We start from the raw sequence: 16,991 nt of genomic DNA on the forward strand, positions 1-16,991 counted from the left end.
GTTTTTATTTGCCAGATGAATCCTGATGCGTAAACTCATAACAATACGCTTTCAAAAGGATTTTTTATTTATGACAACCTTCTACACCGTGGTGAGTTGGCTGGTCATTTTAGGATACTGGCTGTTAATTGCCGGGGTGACGTTGCGCATTCTGATGAAACGCAGAGCGGTACCTTCCGCCATGGCCTGGCTTCTGATTATCTACATTCTGCCGCTGGTGGGCATCATCGCCTATCTCTCTTTCGGTGAACTTCATCTGGGTAAACGCCGGGCCGAACGCGCCCGTGCCATGTGGCCCTCCACGGCAAAATGGCTTGCCGACCTTAAAGCCTGCAAGCATATATTCGCCGAAGAGAACAGCAGCGTGGCCGCATCTTTGTTCAAGCTGTGCGAACGCCGCCAGGGCATTGCTGGGGTAAAAGGCAATCAGCTGCAACTGATGACCTCTTCCGATGACGTGATGCAGGCGCTGATCCGTGATATCCAGCTCGCCCGGCATAATATCGAGATGGTGTTTTATATCTGGCAGCCGGGCGGCATGGCGGACCAGGTCGCCGAATCGCTGATGGCCGCTGCACGTCGCGGTATCCACTGCCGCCTGATGCTGGACTCTGCCGGCAGCGTGGCCTTTTTCCGTAGCCCGTGGGCAGGCATGATGCGCAACGCCGGTATCGAGGTGGTCGAGGCGCTGAAAGTGAATCTTATGCGCGTCTTTCTGCGCCGCATGGATCTTCGTCAGCACCGGAAAATGGTTCTGATCGATAACTATATCGCTTACACCGGCAGCATGAACATGGTCGACCCCCGCTTCTTTAAACAGGATTCCGGCGTGGGGCAATGGATCGATTTGATGGCTCGCATGGAAGGCCCGGTGGCAACCTCTATGGGCATCGTCTATTCGTGCGACTGGGAAATTGAAACCGGTAAACGCATTCTTCCCCCCCCGCCGGATGGCAATATCATGCCGTTTGAGGAAGCCAGCGGGCACACTATCCACACTATCGCCTCCGGTCCTGGCTTCCCGGAAGATCTGATCCATCAGGCACTGCTTACCGCCGCGTACTCCGCGCGGGAATATCTGATCATGACCACGCCCTATTTCGTCCCCAGCGACGACCTTCTGCACGCCATCTGTACAGCGGCACAGCGCGGAGTGGATGTGAGCATTATTATGCCGCGCAAGAACGATTCGCTGCTGGTCGGGTGGGCAAGTCGCGCGTTCTTTAGTGAGCTGCTGGCCGCGGGCGTTAAAATCTATCAGTTCGAAGGCGGTCTGTTACACACCAAGAGCGTGCTGGTAGACGGAGAGCTGAGCCTGGTGGGTACCGTCAACCTCGATATGCGCAGTCTGTGGCTAAATTTTGAAATTACGCTGGTCATTGATGACGCCGGTTTCGGCGGCGATCTGGCGGCGGTTCAGGATGATTATATCTCCCGCTCACGCCTGCTGGACGCCAGACTGTGGGCGAAACGTCCGCTGTGGCAGCGAATTGCCGAACGACTGTTTTACTTCTTTAGTCCGTTGCTGTAAAACGTGCCCAACGATGTTTAACAGGTAGTCATCATGGAAATGGATCTGAACAATCGCCTGACCGAAGACGAAACGCTCGAACAGGCCTACGATATTTTTCTCGAGCTGGCGGTCGATAATCTCGACCCTGCTGACGTCATTCTTTTCAACCTGCAATTTGAAGAGCGTGGCGGTGCTGAGCTGTTCGATCCGTCTGAAGACTGGGCCGAACACGTCGATTTTGATCTCAACCCGGACTTCTTCGCTGAGGTGGTAATTGGCCTGGCAGATGAAGACGGCGGAGAAATTAACGACATCTTTGCCCGCGTCCTGCTGTGCCGCGAGAAAGACCATAAGCTGTGCCATATTCTCTGGCGCGAATAATAAAAAAGGCTGCCCGCGCAGCCTTTTTTATTTAATCCGGCAAGGCATTTCCACAGCGGTGACAAAACCGCGCCCCGGGTTCATGATTTCCCTGCTGACAATTCGGACATTTGCGTTGCTGCTTGCTGTTCTGGAAGGCGCTGCTCATATGGGTGGTAATTAGCCCCGTCGGTATCGCTATCACCGAATAACCGATCAGGATAAGAACCGATGCCACAATACGTCCGAGCGGCGTATGCGGTGTAATATCGCCATAGCCCACGGTGGTCACCGTGACGATAGCCCAGTAAACCGACGCATTAAGCGTGGTAAACCCGTATTTTGGCCCTTCGATTAAATACATCAGGGAGCCAAAAACGATCATCACGATAGCAATAAACGAATAGAAGAGAATAAGCTGGTGGCGGGCGCTGACAATGGCGACCCAAAAAACCCTCAGCGACGGCATAAAGCGCAGCAGCTTCAGAATTCGTAACACACGAATCGCCCGCATTGCGCGCCAGGCAAACACATAATTCAGGCTGATCTCAGGCCACAGCCACATGACATACAGCGGCAGGATAGTGGCTAAATCAATAAATCCCCAGAAGCTGAAAACGTATTTCGCCGGATTTGGCCAGCTAATGACCCTCAGCACATACTCTGCGGTAAACACCAGCGTGACGATCAATTCCAGCCAGACAAAAACGTGCCACTCCTCATACGTCATGTGGTACTGCGTTCCGGCACCGGATTCGATAAAGATAATAATGACGCTAATCAGCGCAAATAAGCCACACAGACCCTCGAAACGGCGACCGGAAACCGTTTCTGGATCAAATAAAAGGTGATAAAGCCGCTGACGGGCCGACGTGAATAATCGCGACACATTAACCTCTAAAAAATAAGGGCTGACATCATGTCAGCCCTTGCGATTATAACGGGTCTACTTTCAGGCAGGAAACCGCATGTCGGAAACTGCCCTCCAGAACCGGCCGTGTTTTTGCACATTCCGGCCCGGCTATTGGGCATCGCGTACGGAATACGCAGCCTGAAGGCGGGTTGATTGGCGAAGGCAGTTCACCTTCCAGAAGCTGAATGGTTTTATTTTTTTCCAGATCGGGATCCGGAACGGGAACCGCAGACATCAGCGCTTTGGTATAAGGGTGCAGCGGATTATGGTACACCTCATCATACGTGCCCAGTTCCACGGCGTGGCCCAGATACATGACCAGCACACGGTCTGAAATGTGTTTTACCACCGCCAGATCGTGGGCGATGAAGATCAGCGACAGCCCCATTTCCCGTTGCAGTTTCTGTAGCAGGTTAACCACCTGGGCCTGGATGGAAACGTCCAGCGCCGAAACCGGCTCATCACAGATAATCAGTTTCGGTTCAAGGATCAACGCGCGTGCGATACCGATACGCTGGCACTGACCGCCGGAAAACTCGTGAGGGTAGCGGTTGATGAGGTTAGGCAACAGACCCACCTTCAGCATCATCGCTTTCACCCGATCGCGAACTTCCTGGCGCGGCATCTTCGGATGATAGGTGCGCAGCGGCTCGGCAATGATTTCGCCAATGGTCATACGCGGGTTCAGGGACGCCAGAGGATCCTGGAAAATCATCTGGATATCACTGCGCACATTGCGCCATTCATCCGGCTTCATCCCCAGCAGATCTTTGCCAAGCCAGGCCACTTTCCCGTCGGTGGCTTTCACCAGGCCGATGATCGCACGCGCAAACGTCGACTTGCCGCAGCCGGATTCGCCCACCACGCCCAGGGTCTCCCCTTCGTACAGGCGTAGCGTGACGCCATCCACCGCTTTCAGGGTTTTGGCTGGCTGCCAGAACCACTGTTTACCGTCTTTGATATCGAAATGGACCTTCAGGTCAGCGATTTCGAGCAGCACATTTCTTTTTTCGTCGATTGCGTTCATACCAGCTCCTCCAGCGGCTTAAAGCAGGCGCGTAGACGGCCTGGGGCAAACGCTTCCAGCGGCGGTGCGCTGTTACAGATTTCCATCGCATGCGGACAGCGTGGCTGGAACGGGCAGCCTTTTGGCAAACGCAGCAGGTTTGGCGGGTTGCCCGGGATAGTCAGCAGCGACTCCCCTTCCGCATCGAGGCGCGGTACGGCATTCAGCAGCCCGATAGAGTACGGGTGGGCTGGCTGGTAGAACACATCGCGGGCATTACCGTATTCCATCGTGCGGCCTGCATACATGACTAACACTTTGTCGCAGATCCCGGCAACGACGCCTAAATCGTGGGTGATCATGATGATGGCGGTGTTGAACTCACGCTTCAGCTCGTTCAGCAACGTCATGATCTGCGCCTGGACGGTCACGTCGAGAGCGGTGGTTGGTTCATCAGCGATCAGCAGTTTTGGCCGGCAAAGCAATGCCATCGCGATCATGACGCGCTGACGCATACCGCCGGAGAACTCGTGCGGATACATGCGCATGCGCTTGCGTGCTTCAGGCATTTTCACCGCATCCAGCATTTTGACGGACTCTTCAAACGCTTCGGCTTTGCCCAGCCCCTTGTGGAGCATCAGCACTTCCATCAGCTGTTCACCCACCCGCATATAGGGGTTCAGGGAGGTCATCGGATCCTGGAAAATCATTGAAATCTGCTCGGCGCGCAGTTTGTTCAGCTCATGTTCCGGCAAATTCAGGATCTCTTTCCCGTTAAACGTCGCCGAACCCCCTATCACGCCGTTTGACGCCAGCAGGCCCATCAGCGCGAATGCGGTCTGGGATTTACCGGAACCGGATTCGCCCACAATGCCCAGCGTTTCACCGGCACGCAAGTCGAAGTTGAGATCGTTAACGGCAGTCACATCACCGTCGGGGGTTTTAAACTTCACGCGGAGGTCTTTAACGTCCAGCAGTGCGCTGGTCCGCTGTTGCGCCTGTGGCGCGGTTGCCGTTTCAATAATGGTCATGACGGCGCTCCTTAACGGTCTTTCGGGTCGAGGGCATCACGCAGGCCATCGCCGATAAAGTTGAAACAGAACAGGGTGACGACCAGGAAGCCCGCCGGATACAGCAGTAACCACGGTGACACTTCCATGGAGTTTGCGCCGTCACTTAACAGAGCGCCCCAGCTACTCAACGGCTCTTGCGTACCTAATCCCAGGAAGCTCAGGAAAGATTCAAACAAGATCATACTTGGCACCAGCAGGGAGGCGTATACCACCACCACGCCCAGCACGTTAGGAACGATATGACGCACCACAATATTGGCGGTAGAAACGCCACCAACCTGTGCGGCTTCGATAAACTCCTTACGTTTAAGGCTCAGCGTCTGGCCGCGCACAATACGCGCCATATCCAGCCAGGACACCATCCCGATCGCCACGAAGATCAGCAGGATATTTTGACCAAAGAAGGTCACCAGCAGAATGACGAAGAACATGAACGGGAAGGAGTTCAGGATTTCAAGCATACGCATCATCACGGAGTCCACTTTCCCGCCGAGGTAACCGGAAAGCGAACCGTAAAGCGTGCCGACAATTACCGCCACCAGCGCCGCTGCGATGCCAACCATCAGGGAGATACGGCCGCCAATCGCCACACGCACCAGCAAATCACGCCCGGAGGAGTCGGTACCGAAATAGTGCCCGGATTCCATATCCGGCGCGCTGGACATCATGCCCCAGTCCGTATCGAAATAGGTGAACTGAGAGAGCATTGGTGCCAGGGTTACGAACAGCGCGATAAGCACCAGCACGACCAGGCTGGCAACGGCGGCACGGTTATGCATAAAACGACGGCGGGCGTCTTGCCAAAGGCTACGACCTTCGACCTCCAGCTTTTCACTGAAGTTTTCCAGCGCCTCGCTGTTTTTCTTACTCAACATCATGGCGTGCTCCAGTTAGTAACGGATTTTCGGATCGATAACGGCATACAGCACATCGACAACGGCATTAAAGAGAATGGTCAGCGCGCCCACGAGGATCGTCAGGCTCAGCACCAGCGAATAGTCTCGGTTAAGCGCCCCGTTAACAAACAACTGCCCGATGCCCGGCAGGCCATAAATGGTTTCAATCACCATTGAACCCGTAATAATGCCGACGAATGCAGGACCCATATAGGAGAGCACCGGTAACAGTGCAGGCTTGAGAGCGTGACGGAAAATAATCCGGCGCATCGGCAACCCTTTCGCTCGGGCGGTACGGATAAAGTTCGAATGCAGGACTTCAATCATTGAACCACGCGTAATACGGGCGATACTGGCAATGTAGGCCAGAGATAATGCCACCATCGGCAATATCATGAACTTCAGCGCCCCGCCATTCCAGCCGCCCCCGGGCAGCCATTTAAGGGTTATCGCGAATATCATGACCAGCAACGGCGCGACAACGAAGCTGGGGATAACCACCCCGGTCATTGCGACCCCCATTACGGCGTAATCCCATCGGGTATTTTGTTTTAGTGCGGCGATAACGCCCGCAGTGACACCGAGAACAACGGCCAGGATAAATGCAGCAGCCCCTAATTTAGCCGATACCGGGAAGCTGGACGCCACCAGGTCGTTAACGGAATAGTCTTTATATTTGAATGACGGACCAAAATCACCGTGTGCAAGTTGCTTCAGATAGTTGAAGTACTGCGTGGTGATAGGATCGTTTAAATGATATTTCGCTTCGATGTTGGCCATAACTTCTGGCGGAAGCGTGCGTTCACCGGTAAAAGGACTGCCCGGCGCAAGACGCATCATAAAGAAGGAAATTGTAATTAGAATAAATAACGTTGGAATCGCTTCAAGACAGCGACGCAGGATAAATTTCAACATTGCCCGTACCTTCTGGCGTGTGCCTGATGAATGTTACAAAATAGACACAGTGGGGCAAGCTCGCTCGCCCCACGTATTGCCATTAATGCTTGATAATATAAAGATTCTTAACGGAAATATTATCCAACGGGTCTTTACCGGTATAACCCCCTACCCATGGTTTCACCAGGCGGGCGTTAACGTAGTAGTAAACCGGAACGATCGCAGAGTCTTTATCGAGCTGTTGTTCTGATTTCGCGTACAGATCGGCGCGCTGGGCGTCATCTGCCACTTTCAGGGTATCGCCAATCAGCTTATCAAACGCCGGGCTCTTATAGTGTGCGGTATTGTTCGAACTGTCGCTGAGCATGGTGTTCAGGAATGAGGTCGGTTCGTTATAGTCCGCACACCATCCTGCACGTGCCACGTCAAAGGTTCCCTGATGGCGCGTATCGAGGAAGGTTTTCCATTCCTGATTTTCCAGCTTCACGTTCACGCCGAGATTTTTCTTCCAGATTGACGCGACGGCAATAGCCAGTTTTTTATGCAGATCGGAGGTGTTGTACAGCAGACTAAACGTCAGCGGCTTGTCGGCGGTATAGCCCGCTTCAGCCAGCAGCTTTTTCGCTTCTTCGTTACGTTTTTCCTGGGACCATTTGAACCATTCAGGTTCAACAAGCTTCATACCGTCGGTGTAAGGCGGGGTGTAGCTGTAAGCCGGCAGGTCGCCCTGATTCTTCACTTTATTCACGATAATGTCGCGATCCAGAGCCAGCTTCAGTGCGGTACGAACACGTACGTCGGTGAACGGTGCTTTCTGGTTGTTAATTTCATAATAGTAGGTGCACAGATACGGATCGACGTGAACTTCTTTCGGGATCTCTTTTTTCAGCTTCTGGAACAGTTCAATCGGCATGTTGTTATAGGTCATGTCGATTTCGCCGCTGCGGTAGCGGTTTACGTCCGTTACCTCAGAAGAGATTGGCAGGTAGGTGACCTGATTGATAACCGTCTTGGCATTATCCCAATACTGCGGGTTGCGCTCCAGCACCATACGCTCGTTAACGACCCAGTCCTTCAGCTTATATGCACCGTTGGTCACGATATTCGCAGGCTGCGTCCATTTTTCACCAAATTTTTCTACCGCGGATTTTGGTACCGGAGAAACGGACGGGTGAACCAGCAACTTATAGAAGTACGGAACAGGTTCGCTCAACGTCACTTCAAAAGTGTTGGCATCGATGGCTTTTACGCCCAGGTCGGTTACTGGCTTTTTACCCGTGATGATGTCATCAATATTGGCGATATGGCCATACTGGAGGTAACTCGCGTACGGGGAGGCGGTATTCGGATCCGCCAGACGCTGCCAGCTATAGACGAAATCTTCGGCGGTAACCGGCGTACCGTCAGACCATTTGGCATCTTTACGCAGATGGAAGGTCCAGACTTTAAAATCTTTGTTGTCCCATTTTTCCGCCACGCCCGGAGCCGGGTGGCCGTCTACGTCAGTCACCAGCAGACCTTCAAACAGATCGCGGTTAACGTTAGACTCTGGAACACCTTCAATTTTGTGCGGATCAAGAGACTGCACTTCCGCACCGTTATTACGTACCAGCGTTTGCTTCTCAGCCAGCTGAACACCAGCAGGAACGTCCGCAGCCATTGCAGCGTTGCCCGCGATTAGCGCAGTTAAAATCCCCGCCGCTACCAGACTTTTTTTTGTGATGATGGACATTGTGTTGATACTCCACTCATTATTATGACTGGCCTTCGCCAGTTGTGTAATCCCCTGTTGGGGCCTGTACAGCGCAGGAGTTTTTTTTGCTGCTGTCAGGTTCTTTTTTTACTTCTTGCTATCATCGACTTCATTATTACTGACCGCTCGTACGGCGATCTTGCGTCGATTCTTTACACCTCTCCCCTGTCAGTGAGGTGTGCTGGAAAGCTTAAGTGAGGTCTATATGAAAATAGTTCTCATCAACTTGTTTAATGCCGCAAAATATAAGGCCGGAAAGTACCAAATGGTGCCAACTCTCGCCAATACATTTTGCAAATTTGTTAAGCATTTCTCTTTTACGGAGTCAGGCGTAGCTATGCCGCCGACCACCTTTCACGCCAAAAACAAGTAAAACCCTTACAATACATTCAGTTGTAGAGTTCTCTCGTGACTGGTGCGATGACATGACAAATTCGAACGATTTTTCACGAAAATTTAACATCTGGTTATTATTTAGCACATTCGTCTGGGTCAGCGTCGAAATTACTAATATCATTTCGGTTATCTGTCAGCAAGCCCCAGAGTATCATGTGAGTAAAATAACAGAGCGTTTGAAGGATTTATGGGCAGAGAAGCAAACTGAAAATAAACAACCTCTTGAAAATCAACAAAAGAGGGTTATTAGTAGAACTTATTATGGCTGGTGCGTATTTCAACTTTATTGATATGATTTGCTGATATTCACGTAAAAAAACGGAGCCGCTGGCTCCGCTCTTTCAAACGAAAGTCAGTGTACTAATCCGGGGAATATACTTTTTATACCGGTAACGATAAATTCGATGCCTAACGCCATTAACAACAGACCCATGATACGGGTAATCACGTTGATGCCCGTTTGTCCCAGCAAGCGAACCAGCCATGGTGCCATACGAAATACGCCCCAGCAGCAAAGTGCGAACAGGGCAATGGCGACAGAGAAGCCAATCAGGTGCATCAGGCTGTGATAGCGTGTTCCCCATACAATGGTAGAGCTGATTGCCCCCGGGCCCGCCATCAGCGGCAGTGCCAGTGGCACCACGCCGATGCTCTCGCGGATAGCTGTCTCTGATTTTTCCTGCTTATTCTGTTTATCCTCCCCCAGCTTGCCGCTGATCATCGACATGGCAATCGTCACCACCAGGATCCCGCCTGCTATTCGGAACGAATCAATCGAGATGCCGAAGACCTGAAGAATGGCGTCCCCCAGATAAAGAGACGTAAGCAAGATAATCGCCACCGACAGGTTTGCCGTCAGGTTGGTTTTATTTCGCGCGGCGGCTGTCTGATAACTGGTCATACTGATGAAGACAGGGATAATCCCTACCGGGTTGACCAGGGCAAACAAGCCAATAAAAAACTTGAAATATGTAGGGAAATCAAAGAGCGTTTGAATCACATTAAGCTCCGCAATTGAGCATGGTCAGGGAGAGACAGCGTGTAATGATAAATCCGCGCTGAAGATACGCTTTTTAGCCGCACACTTCACCAGAAATCTGTTCTAAAACGTTATCAATTCATGATGTTAAACATTTGTATACTCAATGATAGCGCCACTTCCAATAGTTACTTAATTATTTAACACTGGAATAATTAGCACAAAATAACCCTGCTGAAAGGTATCAGCTTAGGACAAAATTGATCTTGATCATAATTTTCGTACTCAGAAGTGAGTAATCTTGATTACGCCGCCAGTGAGATCACCTATCAAAAAGGTATGATGCTAAGGTAAGGCTCTTTTAGTAAATTAGTGAGCGGAAGCAGTGAGTAATCCTTTGTTTTACTGTGTGTTACGCAAGTGGGATCGGCTCTGACTATACTGTCAGACGTATCGAGCGCTGGTTTACTAAAAGAGTTTAAACATTATCAGGAGAGCATTATGGCTGTTACCAATATCGCTGAACTGAACGCCCTCGTCGAGCGCGTGAAAAAAGCCCAGCGTGAATATGCCAATTTCACCCAAGAACAGGTTGATAAAATCTTCCGCGCGGCCGCTCTGGCTGCTGCAGATGCTCGAATCCCTCTCGCTAAAATGGCCGTTGCCGAATCCGGTATGGGTATCGTTGAAGATAAAGTGATCAAAAACCACTTTGCTTCAGAGTATATCTACAACGCCTATAAAGATGAGAAAACCTGCGGTGTGCTGTCAGAAGACGACACTTTTGGCACCATCACTATCGCTGAACCCATCGGCATTATTTGCGGTATCGTTCCAACCACTAACCCAACCTCTACCGCCATCTTCAAATCTCTTATCAGTCTGAAAACACGTAACGCAATCATTTTCTCCCCGCATCCACGTGCGAAAGACGCCACCAACAAAGCAGCGGATATCGTGCTTCAGGCTGCCATTGCTGCGGGTGCGCCAAAAGATCTGATCGGTTGGATCGACCAACCTTCTGTTGAACTGTCCAATGCCCTGATGCATCACCCGGACATTAACCTAATCCTGGCGACCGGCGGTCCTGGTATGGTTAAAGCAGCATACAGCTCCGGTAAACCAGCCATCGGCGTAGGCGCAGGTAATACTCCTGTTGTGATCGACGAAACGGCAGATATCAAGCGTGCAGTTGCCTCTGTGCTGATGTCAAAAACCTTCGATAACGGCGTTATCTGTGCATCTGAACAGTCTGTTGTCGTGGTTGATTCGGTATACGACGCCGTTCGTGAACGTTTCGCCAGCCACGGCGGCTACCTGTTGCAAGGTAAAGAACTGAAAGCCGTTCAGGACGTGATTCTGAAAAATGGTGCACTGAACGCAGCTATCGTAGGTCAGCCAGCGTATAAAATCGCTGAACTCGCCGGCTTTAGCGTCCCTGCTACCACCAAGATTCTGATTGGTGAAGTGAAAGTCGTTGATGAAAGTGAGCCGTTTGCTCACGAGAAACTATCCCCGACACTGGCAATGTACCGTGCGAAAGATTTCGATGACGCGGTAGAAAAAGCAGAGAAGCTGGTGGCGATGGGCGGTATCGGCCACACCTCTTGCCTGTACACCGACCAGGATAACCAGCCAGAGCGTGTTGCTTACTTCGGTCAGAAGATGAAGACGGCACGTATTCTGATCAACACCCCTGCTTCTCAGGGTGGTATCGGTGACCTGTATAACTTCAAACTCGCACCTTCCCTGACTCTGGGTTGTGGTTCCTGGGGTGGTAACTCCATCTCTGAAAACGTTGGTCCAAAACACCTGATCAACAAGAAAACCGTTGCTAAGCGAGCTGAAAACATGTTGTGGCACAAACTTCCGAAATCTATCTACTTCCGCCGCGGCTCTCTGCCAATCGCGCTGGACGAAGTGATTACTGATGGCCACAAACGTGCGCTCATCGTGACTGACCGTTTCCTGTTCAACAATGGCTATGCAGACCAGATCACCTCTGTTCTGAAAGCTTCTGGCGTCGAAACTGAAGTCTTCTTTGAAGTTGAAGCTGACCCAACCCTGAGCGTTGTACGTAAAGGCGCTGAACTGGCTAACTCCTTCAAACCTGATGTGATCATCGCACTGGGTGGCGGTTCCCCAATGGACGCCGCGAAAATTATGTGGGTCATGTACGAGCATCCGGAAACCCACTTCGAAGAACTGGCGCTGCGCTTTATGGATATCCGTAAACGTATCTACAAGTTCCCGAAAATGGGCGTGAAAGCGAAAATGATCGCCGTCACCACCACTTCCGGTACCGGTTCAGAAGTGACGCCATTTGCTGTTGTGACTGATGACGCAACGGGTCAGAAATATCCGCTGGCTGACTACGCACTGACTCCAGATATGGCTATCGTTGACGCCAACCTGGTCATGGAAATGCCGAAATCACTGTGTGCGTTCGGTGGTCTGGATGCGGTAACTCACGCCCTGGAAGCTTACGTTTCCGTACTGGCTTCTGAGTTCTCTGACGGTCAGGCTTTACAGGCACTGAAACTGCTGAAAGAAAACCTGCCAGCTTCTTACAACGAAGGTTCGAAAAACCCTGTAGCTCGTGAACGTGTACACAGTGCGGCAACCATCGCGGGCATTGCATTTGCTAACGCCTTCCTGGGTGTCTGTCACTCCATGGCGCACAAGCTGGGTTCACAGTTCCACATTCCTCACGGTCTGGCGAACGCCCTGTTGATCAGCAACGTTATCCGCTATAACGCCAACGACAACCCAACCAAGCAGACTGCATTCAGCCAGTACGACCGTCCGCAAGCTCGTCGTCGCTACGCTGAAATCGCAGACCACCTGGGTCTGAGCGCACCGGGCGACCGTACTGCAGCGAAGATCGAGAAACTGCTGGCATGGCTGGAAAGCCTGAAGGCTGAACTGGGTATTCCTAAATCTATCCGCGAAGCAGGCGTTCAGGAAGCTGACTTCCTCGCTCACGTAGATAAGCTGTCTGAAGATGCATTCGATGACCAGTGTACTGGTGCTAACCCGCGCTACCCACTGATTTCCGAACTGAAACAGATCCTGCTGGATACCTATTACGGTCGTAACTTCACTGAAAGCGATGTCGCTGCCGTAAAAGTTGACATCCCCGCAGTTGTAAAGGCTGACAAGAAAGCGAAGAAAAATGCTTGATTGACAGTGTGAAAAAAAACCCGCCGCTGGCGGGTTTTTTTATATCTGAGGATCCGTAAGACATTTTTTTTATTTGCGATTGTCGCCCTGTAACGCCGTCAGCGAGCCTACAGCCAGCGCCTCTTTATAATGCTTGCGGCAGACCGAGACATAACGTTCATTGCCCCCTATCACCACCTGCTCGCCATCAGCATAAGGCTTGCCCGACTGGTCCAGGCGAAGAACCATACTTGCCTTGCGGCCACAAAAGCAGATAGTTTTCAGCTCAACCAGCTTATCCGACCAGGCGAGCAGATACTGGCTACCGGCAAATAACTCACCGCGAAAGTCAGTGCGTAATCCATAGCAAAGAACGGGAATATCCAGCTCATCAACGACCTCTGAAAGCGCATGGACCTGCTCGCGGGTCAGGAACTGGCTTTCATCTACCAGCACGCAATGGACAGGCTTAGAGGCATGCTGGGCACGAATGTCCTCAAGCAGGTCCGTTTCAGGGTTAAACAGCCTTGCAGGCGACGAGAGCCCTATTCTTGAGCTTACCTTCCCTGCCCCAAAGCGATCGTCGATTTCGGCGGTATAAACAACGGTACGCATCCCCCGCTCCTGATAATTGTATGAGGATTGCAGTAACGCCGTCGATTTCCCTGCATTCATTGCCGAATAGTAGAAATAAAGTTGTGCCATTGGCCGAAGAACCCTAATCAATGTGTAATATTCCCGATGGATCATTGTACCATATTTTGTATTGTCATCAGCGGCGGGCTGCGTGCTCCAGGCTGTTCTGCACCAATAAACTCTTCGTTGATAGCGCAAAATAATGCGTTAAAACAGACAGTAAAGGCTTTTAGCACGGACAATAAGGCGAGCTCGACACCGGAGATAACACTTCTTTTTATAGTGGCTTCTGCAATCTTTAAAATTCACTATTTATTAACTATTCTTCTGTTCGCTGCGCTTAGCCGGAGTAATACGAAAGGCTGATATTTATCAACCGCAACTATAATTCCTGAGGTAAAAGTCACAAAACAAACATGCAAATGACGCGCTTTTGCCGTTTGAAACGATATCTCATCGCCCCAGCAAACAATGAAATTTAAGTTAGCGTAATTAATAATAGCGTCATTAATTTTGTATTTTTTGAATTCCTTACATTCCAACCTATTGCACAAGTGAAATTAACGCTCTATTATTAGGACAACAAACCCACCCCCATTATAAGTTTGAGATTACTACAATGAGCGAAGCACTTAAAATTCTGAACAACATCCGTACTCTTCGTGCGCAGGCAAGAGAATGTACCCTTGAAACGCTTGAAGAGATGCTCGAAAAATTAGAAGTTGTCGTTAACGAACGTCGTGAAGAAGAAAGCGCAGCAGCGGCTGAAATCGAAGAACGTACACGTAAACTGCAACAGTATCGCGAAATGCTGATTGCCGATGGTATCGATCCAAACGAATTGCTGAACAGCATGGCTGCGGCTAAAACCGGTACCAAAGCAAAACGCGCAGCACGTCCTGCTAAATATAGCTACATCGACGAGAACGGCGAAGAGAAAACCTGGACCGGCCAGGGTCGTACTCCTGCTGTAATCAAGAAAGCTATGGACGAACAAGGTAAACAACTGGATGACTTCCTGATCAAGGATTAATCTGGAAAGATTCTGAAAAATCCCGTTTAATGCGGGATTTTTTATGCCCATAATATTCCCCAAACATCTCCTTACATTCTGTCATATTGCCTGGCTCACTATTTAACGTCCTTGACAATCTCCAGCCAATTACGGATCGACAGGCATAAAAAAACCGGTGGGCATCGCCACACCGGTCTTGTTCACTGGTCCGTGAGTTTATTACTTAATACCCACGCTACCTTTGAGCCAGGCTTTAAATTCTTCACCCAGGCTGTTATGGCGAATGCCATATTCGACGAATGCCTGCATATAACCGAGCTTATTACCGCAGTCATGGCTCTTACCTTTCATATGGTAGGCTTCCACGGTCTCTTTCTCGATCAGCATATCGATAGCATCCGTCAGCTGGATTTCATCGCCCGCACCCGGAGGCGTTTTGGCCAGCAGCGCCCAGATTTCAGCACTCAGTACGTAACGGCCAACGACAGCAAGGTTAGACGGCGCGACGTCCGCTTTAGGTTTTTCAACAACGCCAACCATTGGTACGCTTTCACCAGGTTGCAGGGCAACACCTTTGCAGTCAACCACACCGTAAGCAGTCACATCGTCGACTGGCTCAACCATAATCTGGCTGCTGCCGGTTTCGTCGAAGCGTTTAATCATTTCCGCCAGGTTTTCCTGGGAAAGATCGGACTCATACTCATCAAGGATCACGTCGGGCAGAATAACCGCGACCGGCTCATCACCCACTACCGGATGTGCACACAATACTGCGTGTCCCAGGCCCTTCGCCAGGCCCTGACGAACCTGCATAATGGTAACGTGTGGAGGGCAAATAGACTGCACTTCCTCCAGCAGCTGGCGCTTTACGCGTTTTTCCAGCATTGCTTCGAGTTCGAAACTGGTATCGAAATGGTTTTCGATAGAGTTTTTAGATGAATGCGTCACCAGCACAATTTCGGTGATACCTGCCGCAATACACTCATTCACGACATACTGGATTAATGGCTTATCAACCAGAGGCAGCATCTCTTTTGGGATTGCCTTCGTCGCTGGCAACATCCTGGTACCCAATCCCGCCACCGGGATAACGGCCTTTCTGACTTTCGAATTTAGGGCAGCCATTGAAATTCTCCTGAACTGTTCAAGTTTTGAACTTTTATGCATTGAATAACGCGTTGAGTATACAGTCTCAGCCACTAATACGGGTCTGAAAAGAACGCGTTGCCGATCAATTAAGACAAATACGCATGAAACTTGCAGCGATAGTAGCACTGCCAGCAAAAACACAGGTAAAGCAATCTGAAAAATAAAATCTGACTGCTTACTCCGTGGACAACATTAAGCGTAACCGCCCACCGGCACCCCAAATTTGGCACTGCCAGGAGGTGCAGCGATGGCTAATTTGATTAAGGTAAGTATTACCCAACGTTCCCAACGGCACACCGTTACTCACCTGTATATGGTGTTCGCCGGTATTCAGCGTGGCATTTAATCCAGCAGAGACCAGAATAAGGTTATTCAACCCGCTGTGATAATAGCCAACCAGAAGCGGGAACTGCCCCGGCAAATTGGCCTGGCGAAAAAGTTGGTTGACCTGTTTTAGTAAACTGCCTAACTCAGGAAGTCGTTGCCCCTGATGGGATAATTGTTCCTGTAGCAATCCATTAAACAGCGCACGGAGTAATAAGGCCGCCAGAACGCCGTTATCTCCCGCTCGGGTAACATCCAGGCAATAAAAAGCGAGGTCGGAATCTGATAGCGGCGCAATATCCAGCACCAGTCCAGGCTGGTCAGCCGCTACCAGCTGGCGATAATTTACTCTGCAATGAGAGATATTTTGCTGCACCGGCGGCTGAAGTTCCTGAAGCAGCTTCGCGGCCGCGAGCGGATTACTGACTAAAGCATCCCAGTCCTGGAAAAGACGTTCTTCTTCTTCCACCCGGGAATTAAACATATTGGGATACAGGCAGGCCAACACCGTTTCACGCAGTCGGTTTAAATCTTTAACCGGTTTGAGCAGGATATCCTGCACACCCAAACGCAACGCCTTAGCAATATCCGCCATATTTTCGGTTGCCGAGATCACCAGTATCGGTGTCTGATAACCTTCGTTACGCAGGTTTTCCACCAGCATTAATCCGTCCATGCGCGGCATCTCGAGATCGCAGATCATCAGATCAGGCGCCATGCTGGCCATTTTTTCCAGTGCCTCGACGCCATCTTCGGCAAGGGACGTGGTTGCACCCAGTGAGGATAACCACGAATCCAGTAGCGATCGGAAAACGGGCTCGTCTTCTACTATCAAAATATGTTTTCCGGCCAATGGCTGTGTCATGGTTCCTCCCCTGGCTGACAGTTACTCAATAGTGGCATGCTATTGGTACTATCG

Annotated in this window: 13 protein-coding genes and 1 pseudogene; 4 read left to right on the forward strand and 10 right to left on the reverse strand. The window is 50.8% G+C overall.

Going from position 1 to position 16,991, the window contains the following annotated elements; translation table 11 throughout:
- Nucleotides 1–70: 70 nt before the first annotated feature.
- Nucleotides 71–1,531 (forward strand): cardiolipin synthase, encoded by a 1,461-nt coding sequence (gene cls, locus IM282_RS01275; RefSeq protein ID WP_022648349.1) that lies wholly within the window; start codon nucleotides 71–73, stop codon nucleotides 1,529–1,531.
- A 33-nt stretch (nucleotides 1,532–1,564) separates the two neighbouring features.
- A complete protein-coding gene (locus tag IM282_RS01280; RefSeq protein WP_006810881.1) occupies nucleotides 1,565–1,894 on the forward strand; it encodes an HI1450 family dsDNA-mimic protein in 330 nt (109 codons plus the stop codon).
- A gap of 31 nt (nucleotides 1,895–1,925) precedes the next feature.
- Here the strand turns inward: IM282_RS01280 and IM282_RS01285 are convergent.
- The 7 genes and pseudogenes from IM282_RS01285 to IM282_RS01315 all read right to left on the reverse strand — a co-directional run bounded on the left by IM282_RS01285 (nucleotide 1,926) and on the right by IM282_RS01315 (nucleotide 9,807).
- A pseudogene (locus IM282_RS01285) lies at nucleotides 1,926–2,794 on the reverse strand (ion transporter).
- A 14-nt stretch (nucleotides 2,795–2,808) separates the two neighbouring features.
- Nucleotides 2,809–3,813, reverse strand: a complete 1,005-nt coding sequence (gene oppF, locus IM282_RS01290) for a murein tripeptide/oligopeptide ABC transporter ATP-binding protein OppF (RefSeq protein ID WP_022648351.1) — start codon at nucleotides 3,811–3,813, stop codon at nucleotides 2,809–2,811.
- Entirely contained in the window at nucleotides 3,810–4,823 is a 1,014-nt protein-coding gene (locus tag IM282_RS01295) for an ABC transporter ATP-binding protein (RefSeq protein ID WP_192970028.1), read from the reverse strand. The genes oppF and IM282_RS01295 overlap by 4 nt, the downstream gene beginning before the upstream one ends.
- A gap of 11 nt (nucleotides 4,824–4,834) precedes the next feature.
- A complete protein-coding gene (gene oppC / locus IM282_RS01300) occupies nucleotides 4,835–5,743 on the reverse strand; it encodes an oligopeptide ABC transporter permease OppC (protein WP_015570372.1) in 909 nt (302 codons plus the stop codon).
- A 12-nt stretch (nucleotides 5,744–5,755) separates the two neighbouring features.
- Complete coding sequence (gene oppB, locus IM282_RS01305) at nucleotides 5,756–6,676, reverse strand: oligopeptide ABC transporter permease OppB (protein ID WP_003856738.1); 921 nt, start codon at nucleotides 6,674–6,676, stop codon at nucleotides 5,756–5,758.
- 82 nt (nucleotides 6,677–6,758) lie between these two features.
- Nucleotides 6,759–8,390 (reverse strand): oligopeptide ABC transporter substrate-binding protein OppA, encoded by a 1,632-nt coding sequence (gene oppA, locus IM282_RS01310; protein WP_023300277.1) that lies wholly within the window; start codon nucleotides 8,388–8,390, stop codon nucleotides 6,759–6,761.
- Between the two features lie 769 nt (nucleotides 8,391–9,159).
- Nucleotides 9,160–9,807 (reverse strand): YchE family NAAT transporter, encoded by a 648-nt coding sequence (locus IM282_RS01315; RefSeq protein WP_017384236.1) that lies wholly within the window; start codon nucleotides 9,805–9,807, stop codon nucleotides 9,160–9,162.
- 480 nt (nucleotides 9,808–10,287) lie between these two features.
- On the opposite strand from IM282_RS01315, the gene adhE reads away from it, so the two are divergent.
- Entirely contained in the window at nucleotides 10,288–12,969 is a 2,682-nt protein-coding gene (adhE, locus tag IM282_RS01320) for a bifunctional acetaldehyde-CoA/alcohol dehydrogenase (protein ID WP_032624107.1), read from the forward strand.
- Between the two features lie 69 nt (nucleotides 12,970–13,038).
- Here adhE and tdk read toward each other — a convergent pair whose 3' ends face one another.
- Nucleotides 13,039–13,653 (reverse strand): thymidine kinase, encoded by a 615-nt coding sequence (gene tdk, locus IM282_RS01325; protein ID WP_032622434.1) that lies wholly within the window; start codon nucleotides 13,651–13,653, stop codon nucleotides 13,039–13,041.
- 550 nt (nucleotides 13,654–14,203) lie between these two features.
- Here tdk and hns point away from each other — a divergent pair.
- A complete protein-coding gene (hns, locus tag IM282_RS01330; protein WP_003856724.1) occupies nucleotides 14,204–14,617 on the forward strand; it encodes a histone-like nucleoid-structuring protein H-NS in 414 nt (137 codons plus the stop codon).
- A gap of 201 nt (nucleotides 14,618–14,818) precedes the next feature.
- Here hns and galU read toward each other — a convergent pair whose 3' ends face one another.
- Both galU and rssB read right to left on the reverse strand, forming a co-directional pair.
- Nucleotides 14,819–15,724, reverse strand: coding sequence for a UTP--glucose-1-phosphate uridylyltransferase GalU (gene galU, locus IM282_RS01335; RefSeq protein WP_022648355.1), 906 nt, complete (start codon nucleotides 15,722–15,724; stop codon nucleotides 14,819–14,821).
- Nucleotides 15,725–15,923: 199 nt separating this feature from the next.
- Complete coding sequence (rssB, locus tag IM282_RS01340; RefSeq protein WP_003856721.1) at nucleotides 15,924–16,937, reverse strand: two-component system response regulator RssB; 1,014 nt, start codon at nucleotides 16,935–16,937, stop codon at nucleotides 15,924–15,926.
- Nucleotides 16,938–16,991 lie beyond the last annotated feature (54 nt).

It is taken from the genome of Enterobacter cloacae complex sp. P29RS, from assembly GCF_014893445.1.
In the GTDB taxonomy this organism is placed as follows: domain Bacteria; phylum Pseudomonadota; class Gammaproteobacteria; order Enterobacterales; family Enterobacteriaceae; genus Enterobacter; species Enterobacter intestinihominis.